The organism is Botrimarina mediterranea (assembly GCF_007753265.1).
GTDB lineage: Bacteria > Planctomycetota > Planctomycetia > Pirellulales > Lacipirellulaceae > Botrimarina > Botrimarina mediterranea.
This window is the reverse complement of sequence record NZ_CP036349.1, coordinates 3022044-3041658: the sequence shown is the minus strand read 5'-3', so window position 1 is coordinate 3041658 and position 19615 is coordinate 3022044. Positions and strand designations below refer to the sequence as shown.

Here is a 19615-nt window from a genome sequence, read left to right as displayed (position 1 = left end):
AGGACCCCTACCATGTCGCTCCTCAATCTCACTGCGCTGCGCAACGCCCCTATCGAGACCGAGCCGTTCGAGCACTTCATCGCCTCGGACGTGGTAAACCCCGCGCGGATCGACGCGGTGCTCGGCGACTATCCGAAGGTCAAGAAGGGCGGCAGCTTCCCGCTCAGCGCCACGCACGGCGGACCGCTGTTCAATCAGCTCTGCGCTGAGTTGCAGGGTGAAGAGGTTCGCAAGGTCTTCGCCGAGCGGTTCCGTATGGACCTCAACGAGCGGCCCACGACACTCACCGTCCGCGGCCGTTGCCGGATGAAGGACGGACAGATCCACACCGACAGCAAGACGAAGCTGATCACCGTCCTGCTGTACCTCAACGAGCCGTGGAACGCCGACGGCGGCCGCCTCAAGCTGCTCCGCAACGGCGAGTCGCTCGACAGCGCGTTCGCCGAGGTGTCGCCGCAGTTCGGCACGCTGGTGGCCTTCAAGAACGGCCCGACCGCCTGGCACGGCCACGCGCCGTTCGAGGGCGTGCGCCGCGCGCTGCAACTCAACTACGTCGTCGACGAAGCCGCCGTGCGCCGCTCCGAGCGCCGCCACGGTTTTTCGGCGCTGATGAAGCGGCTCAACCCGTTCGCCAAGGCGGCGTAGCTTTCAATTGCCCTGAATGGGCAAAGCGTGGCAAGAAGCAAAAAGCCCTGAAGGGTCACCCCTTCAGGGCTTTGTTCTTGAATCGGGCGGCAATCACTTACGTTTGCGCCACCCGCGGCTAGGGCCGAAGACTCACCAGTGACGGCTCACTGCCACCACCACGCCTTGTTCGCTTTCGACGCGGTCTCGGTGCGGAGCTTGCCGAGGTTGGCGACTTCTTCTTGGTCGTCGGCGATCTGCCACGGGAAGAGCTGCACGCCGCCCGAGGCGGTGACGACCCACTTGCCGCCACGCTTGAGGAACGTCGCCTGTGTCGCGACGTACTTCGGCACGTTGTACTCCTCGGGCTGGTACTCGGCCGAGAGATGCGGCGTGTCGAGCTTGGCGACGTCGGTCAGCTCGTGCATCGCGATGATCGCTGCCGCGACCGACAGGTCGAACGCGTTGCGGACGTGGCCGAAGGCCGAGTCGTGGTCGGCGAGCTCGTCGAACTTCTCGGTCATCGTCGCGGCCCACTTACCAGCGTCGGTGTCACCGCGCCCGCCGCCCCGCTTCACTTCGCCGGCGTCGTTGACGAAGTCCTCTTCGGCCTGGCACTTCACGCCCTGGCCGCGGATCTCCCAGGCGAGGCCCTCGGCGTCGCGCGCCAGCGGCTCGTAGTCGGCGGCCAGCCACCAACGCGGCAGCAGGTTCGCCTTCACGGCGCGGGTGTTGAGCGTTTCGAGATAGCTCGGCAGGCCCGCGACTTGCGAAGGCTCCATGCCCATGGCGAGGCGCTTCATGCGGAAGTCGGCGGCCACGAGCGAACGAGCGAAGTGGCTCGAAGCGGGGACGCCGTTCACGGTCACCACTTGGCGACCGAAGGCCTGCTCCAGCCGGCGGGCGGCCGTCATCGGGCCTTGGTCCGCCGTCAGCGTGCGTGACACCTTCTGAGCGCGGGCCAAGCCTTCCTTGGTCGGATCGATCGAGCAGCTTACGCCGGGACCGTTGGAGGTCTCGGCGGTGCGGAGCGCGACGACGAGGTCGTCGAGCATCAGGACCGGGCGGCCCGTCGTCATGCCAACGGTGTTGCCCAACGCATCGACCTTCCAACCCTCAGCGGGTCCGGCGAGGACGATATCGCCGGGCTGGCCGTCCTTCGGTGGGTAGACCAGCACGTGCTTCACACGCAACAGGCCGGCCAAGTAACGCACGGCGTCTGGCAGCGGTTCGCCCGCCTGCTTCGCGGCGGCGATCTGCTCGTCGAGCTTCCGCAAAGACACAAAACGCAGATCGGTCAGCGGCTCCATCTCGGCAGGCGTCGGCTCGAGGCCTTGCTGCCACGTGGCGCGGAGCGCTTCGGCGCCATCGATCGGCGGAGCGGTGACGACGCCCTCGGCGTCGATGTAAACGCCACCGACCGCCGGCGCGCGAATCAGGCCGCCGGCCTGTAGCTCCGGAGCGGTCCAGCTGCTCACCGCAAGCACCGCGAAAACAGCCGTCCAGCCGGCCAGACGATTAGCGAACCGACGTTGCATCGTTGTCTCTCTACTCCGCTGGTGATCGCCCATCGGCCACGGGGCGCGGGCGGCAATTGCCTCAAGTGGGGTCGGGCGGGCGCGAGAACGACCGCCCCAGTGATCCGAGAATAGTTGGTAAGTCGTGCCGTATCAAATGGTTTCGGTCACTGCGGCTCAGCTTCGCCCGCCCGATCGTTCGGGTTCTTCGGTCATTTGCACGCCTCGGAGAATTCTCCCATCCGGCGTGACCCCCTTGGCCGTAACTTCTTTGATCGCTTCAACTTCCGTGGCGGTTTGCCTTGCCGAACGGCGGCCTTGGCAACTACGCTAGAAGAGATAGCCGCCGGTTGTTCAATTCTGCAACGCTTTGGCCCCCGCTCCATGTCCTCGGAAAGCGAAACCACCGACTATCTGGTGATCCGCGAAGGGGCGAAGTGGACCGACGTTTTTCGGCTCCAACCGGGCGAGACGGTCACCATCGGCCGGGCGCCCACCAACCGCATCGTCGTCAAGGACGAGCGCTGCAGCCGCTGCCACGCCGAGGTCTTCCCCTCCGGCGGGCGTTGGGTGCTCCGCGACCTCGAGAGTCGCAACGGCACGACGGTCAACGGCGGCCGCGTCACGGCGGACCACCCACTCCAGCCGGGCGACATCATCCGCGTCGGCAGCGCCTGCATGGCGTTCGTTGACAATCTGTCGCTGGCTTTCCCCGACTCCAACAGCGTGCTGCGGGCCGCGCAGCCGATCGGCGGCTCGACCGACCTCGGCGCCGAGGGGCTCGGTCGAATCGCGGCCGAGCTCGAACAAGCGGTTCTCGACGGCGACGTGCTCGACGAAGACGCCGAAAGCGTTTTCGAGCCGCTGCCCAACGAGCCGACCCACATCACCCACCGCCGCAACCAGAGCCGCTATCTCGAGCCGGGTTTCGATCCCGGTCTCAGCGACCCCGCGATCGAGCCGGTGGGTTCGACGCCGAAGGTCGGCCGCGCGGCGACCATGCTCTGCCGATTGGCGTTCGAGCTCGCGAAAGAGCCGGACGTCGAATCGCTAGCGAAGCGCGCGCTCGATGGGCTCATCGACGGCACGCAAGCCGACGCCGGCGCTGTCTTGCTGCTCGATAGCAAGAAGACCGACGGCGCGGCGTCGGCCGGTGACTTGCGGCAGATTTCATCGCGGAGTGATTCGCTCCACCGCTACCACCGCGTCTCCGACTTCTTGGCGGGAACGGTGTTGCGCGAAGGGCAAGGCGTCCTCGCCCGCAACATCATGGACGACAGCCAGCTCGGCGCCCGCGACTCCAGCGGCGACATCCTGGCGACGAGCGTCCTCTGCGCGCCGCTGCGGGGCGACGCCGGCCCGCTGGGGATGATCCACCTCTACTCGACGGACAACGCCCACGGCCTCGACCCGGACGACCTCGAGGTCACGCTCGCCGTCGCCGACACCGTCGCCGTCGCGTTGCGGAACCTCGCGCGACGCGACGCGCTCGCCGAGAACCTCGACAAGGTCAAGTACGAGAACTCACAGCTCCGCGAACGCCTCGGCGTTGAGAGCGAGATCGTCGGCCGCAGCGAGGCGATCGATCGCGTCACGCAAGAGATCGCCCGGGCCGCGCCGAGCCGGGCCACCGTGCTGATCCGTGGCGAGAGCGGCGTCGGCAAAGAGCTCGTCGCCCGCGCCGTCCACTTCAGCAGCCCGCGGCGCAAAGGGCCGTTCGTGTGCCTCAATTGCGCGGCGCTCAGCGAGTCGCTGCTCGAGAGCGAGCTGTTCGGCCACGAGAAGGGCGCGTTCACCGGCGCCACCGATCGCAAGGTCGGCAAGTTCGAGGCCGCGCACTCCGGCACGCTGATGCTCGACGAGATCGGCGAGATGAGCCCGTCGATCCAGGCCAAGTTCCTGCGTGTCCTCGAGGGCCACGCCTTCGAGCGTGTCGGCGGCAACAAGGCGATCACGGTCGACGTCCGCGTCATCGCCGCCACCAACCGCGACCTCGAACAGCAGGTCGCCGAGGGCCTCTTCCGCCGCGACCTCTACTTCCGGCTGCATGTGCTGGAGATCGTTGTGCCGCCGCTCCGCAAGCGGCCAGATGACATCCCCGTGCTCGCGCAGTTCTTCCTCGACCGCTTCAACACCGAGACCGGCCGGCGACTCACCGGCTTCTCCAGCCGCGCGGTCGACGCGATGCTCAGCTACCGCTGGCCCGGCAACGTGCGTGAGATGAAGAACGTCATCGAGCGGGCCGTCGTCCTCTCGCGCGGCGACGTGATCGACGTCGACGACCTCGTGCTCTCGACGCTCAAGACCAGCGGCGACACCGAGGCCGAGACGCCGCCGGGCAAGGTCGGCCACTACGAGCCGCTGCCGCTGGAGGAAATCGAACGCCGCCACATCCTGGCGACGCTCAAGAGCACGGGCTGGAACAAGAGCCGCTCGGCCAGCATCCTCGGCATCGAACGCTCAACGCTCGACCGCAAGATCCGGCGGTACGAGTTGAAGCGCACGAAGGCGCCGTCGGGCGGTTAGCCGTGGCCGCCGATTGTGCGGATTTGAATACAGCCCGGATGGGTCGGTCCTGGGCAGGTTCAATCGACTGCCGAGATCGAAGGAAACGGTAGCTTCTGGGCCGGCCACCATCGGCTCGGGCAGTCATATCGACCGCAAACTGGGCTGACCGAGGTGGCGTCGCTGACGAACGACCTCAGCGAGTTAGCCGGAGTCCGAAGTTCGCGAGGTCGATGCAGCTGGCCGCAGTTCGCACGTCGTCGAAGCCGCAGAGGTGAGCCTCACCACTTCGCGCTTGAGGGGGCGAAGCTGCGGTCAGAGGGGCCAACACCAGAACAATAGGGACCGGCCTATTTGCATTGGACTGAACGGGGCTTGACATCGTCACGAGACCGTGACTCCCCTTAGCGAGGCGGATGCGTCCATCAACGATGTGCGGCCCCCATTCTTTCCTGGCATCGCCACTCTACAAATCCTACGGGCCCCGATCTAATGTGGATGGCTGCTGCTACTCTGTTTCCAACATTGTTCACGAGCCACCGACTAATGCATCTGCATCGATCATCGCTATCCCCCGGAATGGCTGCCAGTACCGTTCTTGTCGTCATCGCTTTCCTCCTTTTTACGAGAGGAGTATCTCACGCTGGTGTCTTTCCGAATTCTGACAACATCTTCGGAGCGTCGGCGCCTGATCCCTTCTATGTTGAGGATGGCGATAGCTACCTCTGGCTGTACGGCACGGAGTCGAGCGAGATCGTAGTGAACGGAGGCCGGATAGAGAAGCCAACCGGCCTTGCGAGATCACCGATTCGGTTGCTCGACAATGCGACAGCGGTCGTCAATGGTGGTGTCTTGCGAGACGTTGCGCAACGGAGTACTTCTCATGTTTTTCACCTCGAAGACAACAGTCGATTGACAGTCAACGGGGGTATATTCTTCGATAGCAGCTCATCAGGCGATCTGCTCCGAGTGAGCAACAACGCCCACGCTACAATTAACGACGGATCGTTTACCGCCACCAACGACGCCACTCTGCGTACATGGTTCAACGGTAGCATCACTGTCAACGGTGGCAATTTTATCGCAGACGATTCTGGCGCGCTCGAGCACCGCGGGGGTGGCGATGTTCGGATCAACGGTGGCGTCTTCCGAAGCTCGCGGTATGCCTTGACGGTCGCACAGATCGGCGGGCTTCTGGAAATCCATGGGGGAGAATTCGAATCACCACTGGGATTGTTTCAAAATACGGGGCTTGTTGAATGGCATGCTCGTGAGGCGTCGGTCGATGGGCATCGGATTAATCCCGGCGATATCTCTCATAGCGACGGTTTGCTGAGACTGACGTTCCTTGACGGGGATACACAGACGATTCCGTTTCGGCGTATAGGTGGTACGATGCGATTCATTGCTGTACCAGAACCCTCATCAGCCATCCTTTCGTCCCTGCTAGTCTTTGGATTTGCGTTCCAAAGACGTTAGCGTTCGACACTCTTCGAACCGAGCACCACGCCTATGATGACATGACAAGTGCCGCTGCTGGACTAGCCAGTCAGTGGTGCCCAATCGGCTCAGATTGCCGTGGGTGGACATGTTCTAGCTCGAATTGAGCTCGGTTGAATTCGCTGAAGTTGGACCACCCGACTTGAGTTGCGCTTCCGCGTAGCTACGGTCGGTGGCAAAGACCTCCGAGGCCTTGCGGTCGATCCGACTGCTTTCGGCGCCGCTCGCAGAGTCGCTGTCCCGACTAAGTCACTGATGGTCGTGGCGGCCGTACCAAAACCTACTTGGGTCATAAACTCTTCGGTGGGCGTCTAAGCTAGCCGCTAACGAATCCCCTTGCTGCCTCCCCACGTCGGTCTCTCGCAAGTGTCGCAGCGCTGTCCGCGGCAGCGTTCCAACGGATTTCAAACCCTCGTCGCCGTGACAATGCTGTAGCGTTTGCTCGGCGCGATCTCGACGCCGCGCCAGCGTCGCGTTGCTAGGTACTCCTCGTACCACGCCGGCGTCTTCGTCACGACGAGCATCCGCCCTCCCGCGCGAAGGCTCTCCCCAGCCGCATCGATCATCCGGGCCGCGATTTGGTTGTCGGCGTAGTAGGGCGGGTTGGTGACGACCAAGTCGTAATCGCCGGCGCCGACATAGTCGCCGAACGCGTTGAGCTCGGCCGTTAGGTTGGTCAGGCCGTTGAGTTCGGCGCCGCGCAGGGTGCATTCGATGGCGCGGGCGTCGCTGTCGACGGCGTGAACCGTCGCGGACGATTCGCGCGCCGCCAGCCCCATCGCGACCGTCCCGGCGCCGCAGCCGATATCGAGCACCCGCGCGCCGGGCTCCATCGTCGCCGCCGCCAGCAGCTGTCGCGCGCCGGGGTCGACGTGCCGATGCGAGAAGACGCCCGGCCGCGTCACCGCTTTCAAGAGTCGCGCGCCGTCGCGGTAAACGAACTCGCACGAGAAGTCGCGGAGCTTGCGGAGCGGCTCGGCCTTCGTCGCCGAGTAGACGACGGCGTCAGCGAACCGATGCAGCCGCACGCCCTTGAAGAGCGCGTCCATCTGCTGCCGCAACCACGAGTCGCGCGGGTTGTCCGTCGCGGCGATCAACACGCCGCCGGGTTCGAGCCGGTCGGCCGCCGCTTGCAACGTCTCCCGCGTCAGCTCCGCCTCGCCGTGCATCGTCGTGGGCACGAGGGCGAGATCGATCGCGTCGGCCGGCGGGTCGGCGGCGCAGACGACCGACAGGTTTTCGGGCGCTCCCTCGATCAGCGACGCGCGGAACTGATCCCGCACCCAGCAGGCGACGGTCGCGTCGGGCCGCCGCTGCGCCAGCCCCACGAGGGCCGCCGCCCGCCCGAGGGTCACGCCCAGAACCCGACGCCCGGCGGTCTCGGCAGCGACCTCCAGAACCCGCTCCTCGGCCGGTCGCGGCATGGGGGAGTTCCTGAGGGGGCGGGGCCAAGGTTGAACGTCAATCAGCCCGCCATTCTGCGCATCCGGCGTCGCGACGGTAGGGAATGGCGCCCGGCGGCCACGAGCCTCCGCGGGGCCTACAAAACACGGGTTTTTTGAGAACACCCTCCGTGAGGCTCTAGGAGCCATTCTGCCGCACTCTTCGTGCTAGGTGGACAAAGTGTCGGGAGGCAGCGCAAGGATGGCTGCAAGGGCCCTCAATGGGCCTCTAAACGCATGTTCATGACCGCGGCGGTCTGGTCGCTGCGATTGGGCCCGATCCGAGGCGGCGTCCCCGCCGGCCGAAAGCCATCAGACCGATGGCGACGGAGAGGGCTGCCGTGGGCTCGGGAACGGCCCGCGCCCCGCCCAGCCCCGCGCCGCGGTAGTTGGCCCGCCAGACGGCGTAGTCGGCGGCGTCGTTGACGCCCACGCTGGCGGTCTCGGTCGGCAGCGGCTTGTTGTCCCGCCAAACCGTGTAGTCGGCGGCGTCGACGCGGCCGTCGTTGTTGTAGTCGCCGGGCAGCGGCGGGTAGATGTCCGGCCAGTGGTAGCCGGGGCTGCCGTGGTCACCGCCCGCGTTATCGACCACGCCGCCGGGCGCGAGCACGTCCGCCGAGCGGTAGGCCTGCGGGTCGGCGTAGGCCCCACGGGCGCGGGCCCAGGCCCCCGGGTCGGCGGGATCGCTGCCGAGGTTGGACAGGCGGATCGCGTCGCCATTGACGCCGGTCGGCCAGGGCGACGAGTCGTCGTAGGCGATGCTTGCCACGGCGTTGGCGAAGGTCGGTTCCTCCCCCGCTTTGTCCGCCGCGTAGGGGGCGCCGCTGTTCCAGAGACCGACCGCGTCGCCGCCGTTGGCGAGCGCCGGCCACTCGCTGACGGCGATCCAGTTGATCGGCGCCTCGCCGGGTTGATCCCAGGCGTCCCGTATCCGATCGATGCTGGCGGCGGAGGCGTTGAACAATACGGCGACGCCCCCCGACGCGATCGAGCCGGTCGTCAGGTTCGCCGCGGTGAGCGCCGCTTGGTCGTCGTCATCGAACCAGTAGGGCGTCGCCGCGAAGTCGATCGACGGGCCCGAGTTGAACACCTCGACCCACTCCCATTCGTTGCCGGCGCCCGTGTTCGACGCCGAGTCGTACAGGATCTCGGTAATCATGAGTCCGGGACGCGCGGGCGTGCCGGACGGGACCATCCCGGGACTGCCGTAGTCGCCGGCGTTGATGGGCTCGGGGACGAAGGTCTTGGAGCTCGCCGTCGCTCCGCCGTAACCCGCATTGCTGCGGCCCCAACTCGTCGGGGAAAAGACCGGCCCACTGATGTAATGGATTGCCGATTTTCCCTGCGGGTCGCGCCACGGGGCGTCGTCGTCGTACCCAAACGCGGCGGCAGCGTTGGCGACACGGAACACTCGGCGATCAGCGCTGCTCGGCGTGCCGAAGTCGGCGGCGTCGAGCCGATACGACTCCACGTCCGCCCACAAGCCAATGGTCATGGCGGGGAGCGAAGGAGCGTAATCCGACCCCTTGGGCGCGTTGGTGAGGGCGTTCGACGACCAACCCTCGACGCCAATCAGCGTCGCCCCTGCCGGCATCTGCGGCCATGCGGCGCGGAATCGGCCGCGGTCGTAGCTCAGCCCGGGGCCATTGTAGAGCACGGCGATCCCGCCTGCGGGCAGCACCGTCGGGTTATTGACGACGGCGGAACCGAGCAGCGGGTTGCTGAGGATGTTCGCCGTCACCGTGGTGCGTGCGCGGTCGCCAACGCGGTCGATGACGTAGCCATCGAGATCGATCGCAACGGCTCCCGTGTTGTGGACCTCGATCCACTCCCAGCGGCTTTCGTCCGAAGCCGGGTCGTACATCACCTCGGTGACGAGGAGTTGCGACTGGCTAGCGGTTGGAGCCAGCAGCGACGCCACGGCAGCGGCAACGACGCAGAATCGCATAACCAACTCTCCGGACTCGGGATCGAAACGATCAGCGAGTCGGAGGCTAATTGCGGGCGCCGCCCGATCAAGAAAACCCTGGGAAAGACGGGATCGCGCGAGCGACAAAGGTGTGTCACACCCGCCGCGGTGATCGAGAACTAGAGCACGCTTCGCCATACCGTAGCGTCTGAGCCGTGGGCGGTACAGGATTATGCAAGGGCTAGCAGCGCGAGTCGGCTAGGTGGCCTAATCCAAGAAGCGTTAGCGCGTTGTGTCCCCCTCCACCGCTTTCGGGGGAGGGGCTAGGGGAGGGGGTAGAACCCTAGTACCCGCTTCAGCACCCTCCCCTAGCCCCTCCCTCTGAAGAAGGAGGGGGACACATCGCGCTAACGCTTCTTTAATCCGCCCAACTTTGAACTGCTAGCTCTTGCATAATCCTGGGTAGCCCTCGGAGGGCAGCGCAACTCGTCCTCCACTCCGAGGGCTACCGCCCACGGCTCAGATGTGCACGGATGGGAGCCGTTACGCCCCGCTCTAGCGGTCCGTCTGGGCGTCGATGTGCCGGCGGAAGGCCCGTAGCGTCTCGTCGCTGACATGGTGCTCGATCCCCTCGGAATCGACCTCGGCGACCGCTTGGCTAATGCCGAGCGTCAGCAGGAAAGCGAGGACGGTCTCGTGCCGCCGGCTCGCCTCGGCGGCGAGCTTCTCGCCCGCGGGGGTCAGCGCGACGGGGCCGTAGGGCTCGGTCGCGACGAGGCCTTCCTTTTGCAGCCGACCGATCGTCTTGTTGACGGTCACGTGGCTGACAGCGAACAGCCGGGCCAGGTCGGCGTTGCGGCAGACGCCGCTGCGGGCGATCGTCTCGGCGATCGCCTCGACGTAGTCCTCGGCGGTCTCGTTGGCGTGGTCGCTGCGCGTCCGCTTGAAGGGCTTGGAGGCTTGCTGGGCGGCGGCGCGTGGCGTAACAGGTGAGGGCACAGCTTCGTGTTCCGTCGAGAAGTGGCTCGCCGCACGCTGCGGCGTCACCCTTCCAGCATGCTCAGGGCGTGCGGTTCCCGCCAGCGTTCGGTTGGGGGCGGCGGGAATCCGCGGGCCTTGCTATCGGCAAGGTTTAGCCTAGGATAAACACGACCATCCCCGAGAGCAAACACCGCCGACATGCGATTCTTTTCACTCGCTGCCCTGCTCGCCGTTGTCGCAACGATCAGCCTGCTGGGGTGTAGCGCCGCCAGCGACACGGCGGACGCGACGCGTAAGCCCCGCGTCGTGGCGACGACCGGCATGGTCGCCGACATGGTCCGCCGCATCGCCGGCGACGCCGTCGAGGTGACGCAGATCATGGGCGCCGGCGTCGATCCGCACCTTTACAAGGCGACCCGCGACGACGTCGCGACGATCCTCGATGCCGACGCCGTGTTCTATTCGGGCCTGTTGCTCGAAGGAAAGATGGCGGACACCTTCGTGAAGGTGGGCCGCAGCCGTCCCGTCTACGCCGTCACCGAGTTGATCGACGAGTCGAAGCTCTTGACGCCCGACGGCGCCGAGGGCCACGCCGATCCGCACGTCTGGATGGACGTCGCGACGTGGGCCGGAGGCATCCCTGTCGTCCGCGACGCGCTCGTCGAACTGCTTCCCGAGATGTCGGAGACGTTCGCCGAAAACTCGGCGGCCTATGAGACGCAACTCGCCGAGCTCCACGCGTATGCACGGACGAAGATCGCGACGATCCCCACGTCGGCCCGTGTGCTCGTGACCTCCCACGACGCGTTCAACTACTTCGGACGCGCCTACGACCTCGAGGTCCTCGGCGTGCAGGGCCTCTCGACCGAGTCCGAAGCCGGCCTGCAACGCGTCAACGAACTGGTGTCGCTGCTGGTGGATCGCAAGGTCGCCGCCGTGTTCGTCGAGTCGAGCGTCTCGCCGAAGAACATCCGCGCGCTGATCGATGGCGCCGCGTCGCGCGGCCATGAAGTGGTGATCGGCGGCGAGTTGTTTTCTGACGCGATGGGAGCCGCCGGCACGACCGAAGGGACGTACGTCGGCATGATCGACCACAACGTGACGACCGTCGTCCGATCGCTCGGCGGCGAGGCCGACGCCTGCGGCTTTACCGGCAAGCTCTCGGGGTGCGACGAATGAGCAACGAGCCGACCCACGCACCGATCGCTCCGGCTGACGACCCGTCGGTTCCGCTATCGGTCCACGACCTGACGGTCGCTTACCACCGCAAGCCGGTGATCTGGGACGTAGGCTTCGACGCGGCGCCGGGGCAGCTGATCGGCGTGGTCGGCCCCAATGGCGCCGGCAAGAGCACGCTCCTCAAGGCAATCCTCGGCCTCACGCCGCGGGCCTCGGGCCGGGTCCACGTCTTCGGCAAGCCCTACGACGAGAACCGCGGCCGCGTCGGCTACGTGCCGCAGCGTGAGAGCGTGGACTGGGATTTCCCGATCGACGCTCTCGACGTGGTGACGATGGGCCTTTACCACGAGATCGGTTGGATGAAGCGTCCCGGCGCCGAGCACCGCAAGCGGGCGATGGCGGCGCTCGAGCGCGTCGGCATGGCGGACCTCGCCGGCCGGCAGATCAGCCAGCTCTCCGGCGGCCAGCAGCAGCGGACGTTCCTCGCCCGCGCACTGGTGCAGGACGCGGACCTCTACTTTATGGACGAGCCCTTTGCGGCCGTGGACGCGTCGACCGAGGCGGCGATCGTCGAGTTGCTCCGCGACATGCGCGCCCAAGGGAAGACGGCGCTGGTGGTCCACCACGATTTGCAGACGACGCCCGACTACTTCGACAGCGTGCTGCTGCTCAACATGCGCGTCGTCGCCTACGGTCCCGTGGCGGAGGTCTTCACGCCGGCGAATCTCCAGAAAACCTACGGCGGCCGACTGACGCTCCTCGACGAGGCGACCGAGGCGATGCGGCGCCGGGAGCGCGCCCTGTGAGCGGAGCGATCGCCCTTCTCTGGCCAACGCTTCTGGCTTGGGCCGACGTGCTCTTGCTCCGCGATTACAACACCCGCGTTGTCGTACTCGGGGCGACGCTCCTCGGCGTTGGAGCCGGCGTGGTCGGTAGTTTTACGTTGCTGCGCAAGCGGGCCCTGATCGGCGACGCCCTCAGCCACGCGACGCTACCGGGCATCGCCACGGCGTTCCTGGTGGGCTCTTCGCTGTGGGGCGACGGCAAGTCGTTGCCGATCTTGCTGCTCGGCGGCGCCATCAGCGGCGTCCTTGGCGTTGGCGCCATCTTGATGGTGCGCCGCTTTACACGGCTCAGCGAGGACGCGGCGCTGGGCATCGTGCTCAGCGTCTTCTTCGGCGCCGGCGTCGCGCTGCTGGGCGTCACGCAACAGGTCGGCGGTAACGCGGCGGGGCTGGAGTCGTTCATCTACGGGAAGACCGCCTCGATGCTGTCGAGCGACGCCTGGCTGATCGCCGGCGCGTCGGCGGCCTGTGTGCTGGTTAGCTTGCTGCTGTTCAAGGAGCTCGCTCTCTTGTGCTTCGATGCCGGCTTCGCCGCTTCGCGGGGCTACCCGGTCGGCTGGCTCGATGCGGCGTTGATGGCGATGGTGGTCGTGATCACGATTGTCGGCCTGCAAGCGGTGGGTCTGATCCTGATGATCGCCCTGCTCGTGATCCCGCCTGCCGCGGCGCGGTTCTGGACCGAAGACCTCCGCACGATGACCCGTATCGCCGCGCTGCTGGGCGGTTTGAGTTCTTTTGTCGGCGCCATCCTGAGCGCCAGCTACCCCAAACTCCCTTCCGGGGCGACGATCGTCCTCGTGGCTGCGGCCGCATTCGTCCTTAGCGCCCTCTTCGGCATGAAGCGGGGCGTGGTGCTGCGCTGGTTGCGACGACGATGGTTCCTCCGTGGCATCGAGATGGAGCACCTGTTACGCAGCGTTTACGAGGTCGCCGAGCACCGCGAAGACGACGCCGCGCCGCGAGACCGGCTGTTGGCCCTCCGGAGTTGGTCGCAGCCGCAGCTTCGCCACGTGATCGGTCGCGCCGCTAGGCAAGGCTTGGTGAGGCTCGACTCGCAAGACGCCGTGCGGCTGACGGCCCGCGGCGCCGTCGAAGCGAAGCGGCTGACGCGGCAACACCGGCTGTGGGAGCTTTATTTGATCACCCACGCCGAGGTCGCCCCGGGCAAGGTCGATCGCGGCGCCGACGCGATCGAGCACGTTCTCGACCCCGAGACGATCCACGAACTTGAGCTGCTGCTCCACGACTCCTCCGCGGTCGCGCCGCCGGCAAGCCCGCACGTGATTCGGGGGACGACTGAATGATCGCGTTGCCGCTAGCTTGGAGTTGGGCGCTCGACGGCTGGATCATCGCCGCCGGGGTGCTGTGCGCCGTCGCCGCGTCGCTGGTGGGCAACTTCCTCGTGCTGCGGCGGATGAGCCTCCTGGGCGACGCCATCAGCCACGCCGTGTTGCCGGGCTTAGCGGCGGCGTTCTTCTTGACGGGCGAGCGCGCCAGCCTACCGATGTTCGTCGGCGCGGTGGCGGTCGGGCTCGCGACGGCGTTCCTCACCGAATGGGTCCATCGCTACGGCGAGGTGGACGAGGGGGCGTCGCTCGGTGTGGTGTTCACGTCGCTGTTCGCCATTGGGCTGGTGATGATCGTCCAGGCGGCCGACCATGTGGACCTCGACCCAGGCTGCGTCCTTTACGGCGCCATTGAGCTGACGCCGCTCGACACCTGGGAGGTGCTGGGGTGGCAAGTCCCGCGCGTCGTCGTCACGCTGGCGGCGGTGGCGCTGGTGAACCTGCTGTACGTCACGCTGTTCTTTAAGGAGCTAAAGATCGCGGCGTTCGATCCGGGCTTGGCGACCACCTCGGGCTTCAGCGCGAGCCTGATGCACTACTCGCTAACGACACTGGTGGCCGTCACCGCGGTGGCGAGTTTTGAGAGCGTCGGCAACATCCTCGTGGTGGCGATGCTCGTAACGCCGCCGGCGACGGCCCGGCTGCTCACCGACCGGCTGAGCACGATGATCTGGCTCGGCGCGCTGATCGCGGCGGCCTCGGCCGTGCTAGGGCACCTCGCTGCGGTCGAGGTCCCGGCCTGGTTTGGACTGCGGAGCACGACGACGGCCGGCATGATGGCGGTTGTCGTCGGCCTCTTTTTCTCGGCCGCCCTTTTCTTCTCGCCGAAGGAAGGCGTCGTCGTGCGGGCCGTGCGCCGCGCCAGACTATCGTTGCGGATTCTCGGTGAGGACGTGCTCGGCGTCCTCTACAGGGCCGACGAGCAGTCGGCCTCCGCCGAGCCGATCGCCCAGACCGAGGCGGCCCTGCGCGCCCACATTCTCTGCCAGACGCTGCCGCTGCGAGTGGTGCTATGGAAGCTGCGCCGCCGCGGCCTGATCGATCGCGATCATCACGGCGTTCGGCTCACCGAGGCAGGCGCCGTCCAGGCCCGCGAACTCGTCCGTTCCCACCGCCTCTGGGAGCACTACCTCGTTGAACGCGCCGGCCTCGCGCCCGACCGCATCCACCCCGAGGCCGAGCGTCTCGAGCACATCACCGACCGCGCCATGCGCGACCTGCTCGACCAAGAGACCTCGATCTCGGCGACCGACCCGCACGGCAAAGCAATCCCGGACGAGCCCGAATCGCCTTCTTAAACGATCACTCGGCCAGCAGCTTCTCCACGGCCGCATCGACGTCAGCGGTTGTGAACTGCTTCTCGGCCGTCGGGTCGAGGGCGATCGTTTGGCGGAGCTTGCCGTCGCGTCCGTAGACCTTGTAGTGCGGCAGGGAGCCGCCGGGGATGTCGAACGCGGCCATTGCGGGCGAGCCGCCGCCCGCCTTGCTGACGAGGTTGGTGGTCGCCGTAGCGTTCCGAGCGGATAAAGCCTTCTTTAGCGCCTCCGAATCGTCGGGGTCTTCCATCGCCACGGTGACGACAGCGAGGCCTTCGTGCTGGGTCGTCAGTGAGACGGTGTGGCCGAGCTGCTTCATGCACGGCGAGCACCACGTGGCCCAGAAGTCCACCAGCACGACCTTGCCGGCGTGTTCCTGCAAAACGGCGTCGTAGCCCGCGCGATCAACCGCCGTCAACACAATTTCGCCAGTCCCGACCGCGGCGGACGTGGCGACCTCCGCTTCTGAGTTCGTCGCGGGGCGATCGCTCGGCGTTGTGTTGGCGGAGCATCCCGCCAACACAACGGCCATGAGCGCAGCTGACCAAGATGCGTAGGGCTTCATCGGATCACTCGTACTGAATGCCACAACCGGCGGGCGGGGTCGACGCCGTTTCGGGCGCCTTGCCCGCCAGGACCGCGTCGAGGGCGTCGCGCAAGTAGTGCTGCTCGGCCTTGTCGGCCTTCATGTTGTCATCGATCGCGCCGATGTAGGCGACGTTGCGATCGCCGTCGAGCAGGAAGACGTGCGGCGTAACCGTGGCGCCGTACTCACGGGCGATCTCCTGCGAAGGGTCGTAGAGGTAAGCGAACTTGAAGCCCTTCTCCTTGGCCCGCTTCTTCATGGCGGGGAGCTTGTCGGCCTCGAGGTTGTTCACATTGATGGCGACGATCTCGACGCCCTTCTTGGCGTAATCCTTCTGCAACTGCACAAGGCGGTCCTCGTACGCCTTGGCGACGGGGCAATGATTGCAGGTGAAGACGACGACCACGGCTTTAGCCTTCTCCAGGTCGGCCAAACTGTGCCGTTCGCTATCGACGCCCTCAAGATCGACCCAAGCGGGGCCTTCGGCGCCTACTGCAACGCCAGCCGCGAGGGCGTCGCTTAGGGGCGTCGCCGCCATGACCAACGCCGCAACCGCCATTTGCCAAGACTTCATCGTGGAGATCCTTTGGGGGGAACTAGTGGGCGAGTCGAGGGCTCGCATCGCCTCAACCGTACGCGGTTCGCCGCCTACGGGGCAAATCGGTCACCCCTCGGGTTGGTGTGGTTGCTAACCAAACACTCCGTCGCGAGATGTGAGATCCTGAGCGTGTCGCGATCAACGTGACGTGTCGCCGGCCAGATTTGTCATCAGCAAGCGCCTTTCCGTGGCGAGGCGCCCGCGATTATTCGGTTCCCACGGCGCTAGGCGGCGGTTGGCACGACGGATGCTCTACCTGCGTGGCGACAACAAACCGCCCCGCTCCCCTGGGGCGCGCCCGATAGCCAGGAGTCGATCATGTCTCTCGTCGCCGTCCGTCATTACGCCCCGTCGCAAGCCGCTCGTTTGCAGTCCGTCCGCGACTGTTGGAACGATTCGCAACGCAACCAGCGTCGCCAAGCGGCGCTCGAAAAGTGGGAAGAGCTGGAGCGACTATGCGGCTTCAAGTCCCAAGCCAAGCGTTCGGCCTAGTGAACGCTCGGCGGCGGCGTTCCACCACTTGCGTGTTTCACCATTCTGCCGGCGCCCGATCGATCGGCTGGCATCACCAAATTACGGAGTAAAGACATATGTCCGTTCACAATAGCGCAATCGTTGGCCTGTCGGATGGCACCCTCACAAAATTGCGCGAACTGCGCCGTCTGTGCGTCGATTCCTCGAAAGGATTCGAAGAATGTGCTGAGTTGACCGACAGCGCCGGGCTCAAGAGTCTGTTCATCGCCATCGCCGATGAGCGTCGCGGGCTGGACGCCGAGCTCGAGCGCCAGATCGAGTGGAATGAAGGGCACGAGGAAGAAGACGGCAGCTATCTCGCCGCAATGCACCGTGCGTGGATCAAAGTCCGCGACGCGATGTCGGGCAAGCACGACGACGCCTACATCCTGAGCGAGGCCGAGCGGGGCGAAGACGCCATCAAGGAGGCCTACGAAGACGCCCTCAAGGAAACCACTGGTTCGCCGATCCACTCGCTGCTTGCTGACCAGTATTTGCAGGTCAAGGACGCCCACGACCGAGTTCGCGACCTGCGCGATGCCGCAAAGGCTTGATCGTAGTGCAGCACCGTTGAAGAGGCGGCTTCCCGCAGTGGGAGGCCGCCTCTTTTGCCGACGAGAGGCAAATTCAGCCAAAAAGATAGGTGTATTGGGAGCTGGTCGGCGCCGCGCTGTGGTGGGCGTGCCGGCATGTCTGATGCCGATTGGTTCGTGAACAACCAGCCACCTGACTTTGCGGAATGTGCAGAAACCGCAGGCTTTTTTCCATCCACAGTTACGTGAAACCCGTATATACTCTGCTCGTGGCTCACGGCATGGATGGGCTTCGCCGCAGATGGATTGTGGCCGCTTATCACCCACGACACGCACGCTCACTTTCGTGCTCCCGGTCAGTCATCAACCTTGAAGGACGCTCCTGAGATGAAATTCTCCCCACTGGCTCTGCTCGCAATTGCGGGCGTTGTTAGCCTGTCTTCTGTCTCCAACGCAGCACTGCTCTTCGGCATCGATGATTCGAGCGGTCAGACGCTCATCAGCTTCGATTCTTCGGCTCCCAGCACGCTCCTCTCGGGCGTCGCGATCTCGGGGTTGCAAAACAACGAGACGATCAAGGGCATCGATTTCCGCCCCGCGACTCACCAGCTCTACGCCCTCGGCAGCACCAACCGTCTTTACACGCTCAGCGTGTTGACCGGCGCGGCGACCGAAGTTGGCGCGGGCCCATTCACCCCGGCGCTCAACGGTTCGAACTTCGGCTTCGACTTCAATCCGGCGATTGACCGAATCCGCGTCGTATCGAACACCAAGAAGAACTACGTCCTGAATCCGAACGATGGCGCCGCGACCGGCGTCACGGACCTGTTCTTCGGCCCCGGCGATCCGAATTTCGGCGTCAGCCCGAACGTCGAGTTCTCGGGTTACACCAACAGCGTGATCCCCGCGCCGGCCTCGACGCAGCTTTACGGCATCGACACCGGCCTCGACATCCTTGTGACGCAAGCCAACTCGGCCGGCACGCTCGGTACGGTCGGCCCGCTGGGCGTCAACGTCGGCGCTGTCGGCGGCTTTGACGTCACCGGCTCGGGCGCCAACGCCGTCGCTTACGCGGCCCTGCTGCCCGCCAGCACCTCGGTGTCGAACCTCTACTCGATCAACCTCGCCACCGGCGCCGCGACTGATCTCGGCGCGATCGACGGCGGTGCGATCATCAGCTCGCTGGCGGCCGCCCCGGCCGGTTACGACCCGGACGTGATCGTCCCCGAGCCGACTGCCGTCGTTCTGGCCGCCCTCGCCCTGGCCGGATTCGCCGGTCGCCGCGTCCGCGGCTGATCATCGCTAACGGTTTAAGTTTCGCAATCGAGCGGCCCGTTCTGAAAGGAGCGGGCCGCTTTTTTGTTGAACCAGCGTGAGCCGCTAAAAGAGAGCGACGGAATCAACGAAGTAGGCAGCTATGGATAAACGCACGGTTCTCATCACCGGCGGCAGCCGCGGCATTGGCGCCATGACGGCCCGCTTCGCGGCCCGACAAGGCTACGACGTCTGCCTGTCGTATCGCGAGCGCGCCGACGCCGCCGAAGCGGTTTGTCGTGAAGTCGAAGAGGCGGGGCGAAAGGCACTGGCGGTTCAGGCCGATATGGCCGTTGAGGCTGACATCGTCCGGCTCTGGGAAGAGGCCATCGGCAAGTTCGCCTCGATCGACATGCTGGTGAACAACGCCGGCGTCCTCGAACGACAGGCGCCGCTGATTGATTTCGACGCCGCCCGGCTCGAGCGGGTGTTCCGCGTCAACGTCATCGGCGCCATGCTCTGTGCGCGCGAAGCGGTGCGGCACATGTCCAAGTCGTCTGGCGGCCGCGGTGGCGTGATCGTCAACGTCTCGTCGATCGCCGCGCGGCTTGGTTCACCAGGTGAGTATGTCGACTACGCCGCGTCAAAAGGCGCCATCGATACGCTGACGATCGGGTTGGCGAAGGAGGTCGCCGCCGAGGGCATTCGCGTCGTTGGCGTGCGGCCCGGTTCGATCTACACCGAGATCCACGCCTCGGGTGGCGAGCCCGACCGGGTCGATCGCGTCGCCAAACGAACGCCGCTGCAGCGTGGCGGCCAGCCCGAAGAGATCGCCAAGGCGATCCTTTGGCTCGCGTCCGAAGAAGCCGCGTTTGTCACAGGCACGCTACTCGACGTGACCGGCGGCCTGTGAACGGCAATAGCTGTTCTATCGGAGGCGTCTCCAGACGCCGATTACGGTATCGTA

General features: G+C 65.7%; 17 protein-coding genes. 11 read left to right on the top strand and 6 right to left on the bottom strand.

Annotated elements, in window-relative coordinates:
- Window positions 1-12 precede the first annotated feature (12 nt).
- Window positions 13-645 carry a 2OG-Fe(II) oxygenase gene (locus Spa11_RS11845; protein ID WP_145112458.1) on the top strand — a complete coding sequence of 211 codons (633 nt, stop codon included), beginning with the start codon at window positions 13-15 and terminating at the stop codon, window positions 643-645.
- Window positions 646-791: 146 nt separating this feature from the next.
- Here Spa11_RS11845 and Spa11_RS11840 read toward each other — a convergent pair whose 3' ends face one another.
- Window positions 792-2162 (bottom strand): DUF1598 domain-containing protein, encoded by a 1371-nt coding sequence (locus tag Spa11_RS11840; RefSeq protein WP_197529331.1) that lies wholly within the window; start codon window positions 2160-2162, stop codon window positions 792-794.
- A 363-nt stretch (window positions 2163-2525) separates the two neighbouring features.
- On the opposite strand from Spa11_RS11840, the gene Spa11_RS11835 reads away from it, so the two are divergent.
- Together Spa11_RS11835 and Spa11_RS11830 are read left to right on the top strand one after the other, a co-directional pair.
- Window positions 2526-4667, top strand: coding sequence for a sigma 54-interacting transcriptional regulator (locus Spa11_RS11835; protein WP_145112454.1), 2142 nt, complete (start codon window positions 2526-2528; stop codon window positions 4665-4667).
- 558 nt (window positions 4668-5225) lie between these two features.
- On the top strand, window positions 5226-6125 hold the full coding sequence (locus tag Spa11_RS11830) for a hypothetical protein (protein WP_145112452.1): 900 nt from the start codon (window positions 5226-5228) through the stop codon (window positions 6123-6125).
- 425 nt (window positions 6126-6550) lie between these two features.
- On the opposite strand, the gene Spa11_RS11825 is transcribed toward Spa11_RS11830, so the two are convergent.
- The 3 genes from Spa11_RS11825 to mntR all read right to left on the bottom strand — a co-directional run bounded on the left by Spa11_RS11825 (window position 6551) and on the right by mntR (window position 10496).
- On the bottom strand, window positions 6551-7570 hold the full coding sequence (locus Spa11_RS11825; RefSeq protein WP_197529330.1) for a class I SAM-dependent methyltransferase: 1020 nt from the start codon (window positions 7568-7570) through the stop codon (window positions 6551-6553).
- Between the two features lie 259 nt (window positions 7571-7829).
- Window positions 7830-9536: a lamin tail domain-containing protein gene (locus Spa11_RS11820; protein WP_197529329.1), complete on the bottom strand. Its 1707-nt coding sequence runs from the start codon at window positions 9534-9536 to the stop codon at window positions 7830-7832.
- Window positions 9537-10052: 516 nt separating this feature from the next.
- Window positions 10053-10496 (bottom strand): manganese-binding transcriptional regulator MntR, encoded by a 444-nt coding sequence (gene mntR, locus Spa11_RS11815; RefSeq protein ID WP_145112446.1) that lies wholly within the window; start codon window positions 10494-10496, stop codon window positions 10053-10055.
- Between the two features lie 180 nt (window positions 10497-10676).
- Between mntR and Spa11_RS11810 the strand changes: the two genes are divergently transcribed.
- From Spa11_RS11810 to Spa11_RS11795, 4 genes are read left to right on the top strand one after another with little or no spacing between them, the layout of a single operon-like run.
- Complete coding sequence (locus Spa11_RS11810) at window positions 10677-11657, top strand: metal ABC transporter solute-binding protein, Zn/Mn family (RefSeq protein ID WP_145112444.1); 981 nt, start codon at window positions 10677-10679, stop codon at window positions 11655-11657.
- The gene (locus tag Spa11_RS11805; protein WP_145112442.1) at window positions 11654-12463 is read left to right on the top strand and encodes a metal ABC transporter ATP-binding protein; all 810 of its coding nucleotides are present in this window, start codon (window positions 11654-11656) and stop codon (window positions 12461-12463) included. Before Spa11_RS11810 ends, Spa11_RS11805 begins: the two co-directional genes overlap by 4 nt.
- Window positions 12460-13806: a metal ABC transporter permease gene (locus Spa11_RS11800; RefSeq protein WP_145112440.1), complete on the top strand. Its 1347-nt coding sequence runs from the start codon at window positions 12460-12462 to the stop codon at window positions 13804-13806. Before Spa11_RS11805 ends, Spa11_RS11800 begins: the two co-directional genes overlap by 4 nt.
- Window positions 13803-15146 carry a metal ABC transporter permease gene (locus tag Spa11_RS11795; RefSeq protein WP_145112438.1) on the top strand — a complete coding sequence of 448 codons (1344 nt, stop codon included), beginning with the start codon at window positions 13803-13805 and terminating at the stop codon, window positions 15144-15146. The genes Spa11_RS11800 and Spa11_RS11795 overlap by 4 nt, the downstream gene beginning before the upstream one ends.
- Before the next feature lie 4 nt (window positions 15147-15150).
- On the opposite strand, the gene Spa11_RS11790 is transcribed toward Spa11_RS11795, so the two are convergent.
- Together Spa11_RS11790 and Spa11_RS11785 are read right to left on the bottom strand one after the other, a co-directional pair.
- A complete protein-coding gene (locus Spa11_RS11790) occupies window positions 15151-15729 on the bottom strand; it encodes a TlpA family protein disulfide reductase (protein ID WP_145112436.1) in 579 nt (192 codons plus the stop codon).
- Window positions 15730-15733: 4 nt separating this feature from the next.
- Window positions 15734-16324 (bottom strand): thioredoxin family protein, encoded by a 591-nt coding sequence (locus tag Spa11_RS11785; protein ID WP_145112434.1) that lies wholly within the window; start codon window positions 16322-16324, stop codon window positions 15734-15736.
- Window positions 16325-16666: 342 nt separating this feature from the next.
- Here Spa11_RS11785 and Spa11_RS22945 point away from each other — a divergent pair, with 342 nt between their 5' ends.
- From Spa11_RS22945 to Spa11_RS11770, 4 genes are all read left to right on the top strand, one after another.
- Window positions 16667-16840, top strand: coding sequence for a hypothetical protein (locus tag Spa11_RS22945; protein ID WP_197529328.1), 174 nt, complete (start codon window positions 16667-16669; stop codon window positions 16838-16840).
- Window positions 16841-16938: 98 nt separating this feature from the next.
- Window positions 16939-17415, top strand: a complete 477-nt coding sequence (locus tag Spa11_RS11780) for a PA2169 family four-helix-bundle protein (protein WP_145112432.1) — start codon at window positions 16939-16941, stop codon at window positions 17413-17415.
- Window positions 17416-17781: 366 nt separating this feature from the next.
- Complete coding sequence (locus tag Spa11_RS11775; protein WP_197529327.1) at window positions 17782-18690, top strand: DUF4394 domain-containing protein; 909 nt, start codon at window positions 17782-17784, stop codon at window positions 18688-18690.
- A 121-nt stretch (window positions 18691-18811) separates the two neighbouring features.
- A complete protein-coding gene (locus Spa11_RS11770; protein WP_145112428.1) occupies window positions 18812-19561 on the top strand; it encodes a glucose 1-dehydrogenase in 750 nt (249 codons plus the stop codon).
- The last annotated feature ends 54 nt before the right edge of the window (window positions 19562-19615 follow it).

Excerpts from the sequence above, each read along its gene's own strand:
- Spa11_RS11845 (WP_145112458.1), top strand. The coding sequence starts at position 13 with ATGTCGCTCCTCAATCTCACTGCGCTGCGCAACGCCCCTATCGAGACC.
- Spa11_RS11840 (WP_197529331.1), bottom strand. The coding sequence starts at position 2,162 with ATGCAACGTCGGTTCGCTAATCGTCTGGCCGGCTGGACGGCTGTTTTC.
- Spa11_RS11835 (WP_145112454.1), top strand. The coding sequence starts at position 2,526 with ATGTCCTCGGAAAGCGAAACCACCGACTATCTGGTGATCCGCGAAGGG.
- Spa11_RS11830 (WP_145112452.1), top strand. The coding sequence starts at position 5,226 with ATGGCTGCCAGTACCGTTCTTGTCGTCATCGCTTTCCTCCTTTTTACG.
- Spa11_RS11825 (WP_197529330.1), bottom strand. The coding sequence starts at position 7,570 with ATGCCGCGACCGGCCGAGGAGCGGGTTCTGGAGGTCGCTGCCGAGACC.
- Spa11_RS11820 (WP_197529329.1), bottom strand. The coding sequence starts at position 9,536 with ATGCGATTCTGCGTCGTTGCCGCTGCCGTGGCGTCGCTGCTGGCTCCA.
- Spa11_RS11810 (WP_145112444.1), top strand. The coding sequence starts at position 10,677 with ATGCGATTCTTTTCACTCGCTGCCCTGCTCGCCGTTGTCGCAACGATC.
- Spa11_RS11805 (WP_145112442.1), top strand. The coding sequence starts at position 11,654 with ATGAGCAACGAGCCGACCCACGCACCGATCGCTCCGGCTGACGACCCG.
- Spa11_RS11795 (WP_145112438.1), top strand. The coding sequence starts at position 13,803 with ATGATCGCGTTGCCGCTAGCTTGGAGTTGGGCGCTCGACGGCTGGATC.
- Spa11_RS11790 (WP_145112436.1), bottom strand. The coding sequence starts at position 15,729 with ATGAAGCCCTACGCATCTTGGTCAGCTGCGCTCATGGCCGTTGTGTTG.
- Spa11_RS11785 (WP_145112434.1), bottom strand. The coding sequence starts at position 16,324 with ATGAAGTCTTGGCAAATGGCGGTTGCGGCGTTGGTCATGGCGGCGACG.
- Spa11_RS22945 (WP_197529328.1), top strand. The coding sequence starts at position 16,667 with ATGTCTCTCGTCGCCGTCCGTCATTACGCCCCGTCGCAAGCCGCTCGT.
- Spa11_RS11780 (WP_145112432.1), top strand. The coding sequence starts at position 16,939 with ATGTCCGTTCACAATAGCGCAATCGTTGGCCTGTCGGATGGCACCCTC.
- Spa11_RS11775 (WP_197529327.1), top strand. The coding sequence starts at position 17,782 with ATGAAATTCTCCCCACTGGCTCTGCTCGCAATTGCGGGCGTTGTTAGC.
- Spa11_RS11770 (WP_145112428.1), top strand. The coding sequence starts at position 18,812 with ATGGATAAACGCACGGTTCTCATCACCGGCGGCAGCCGCGGCATTGGC.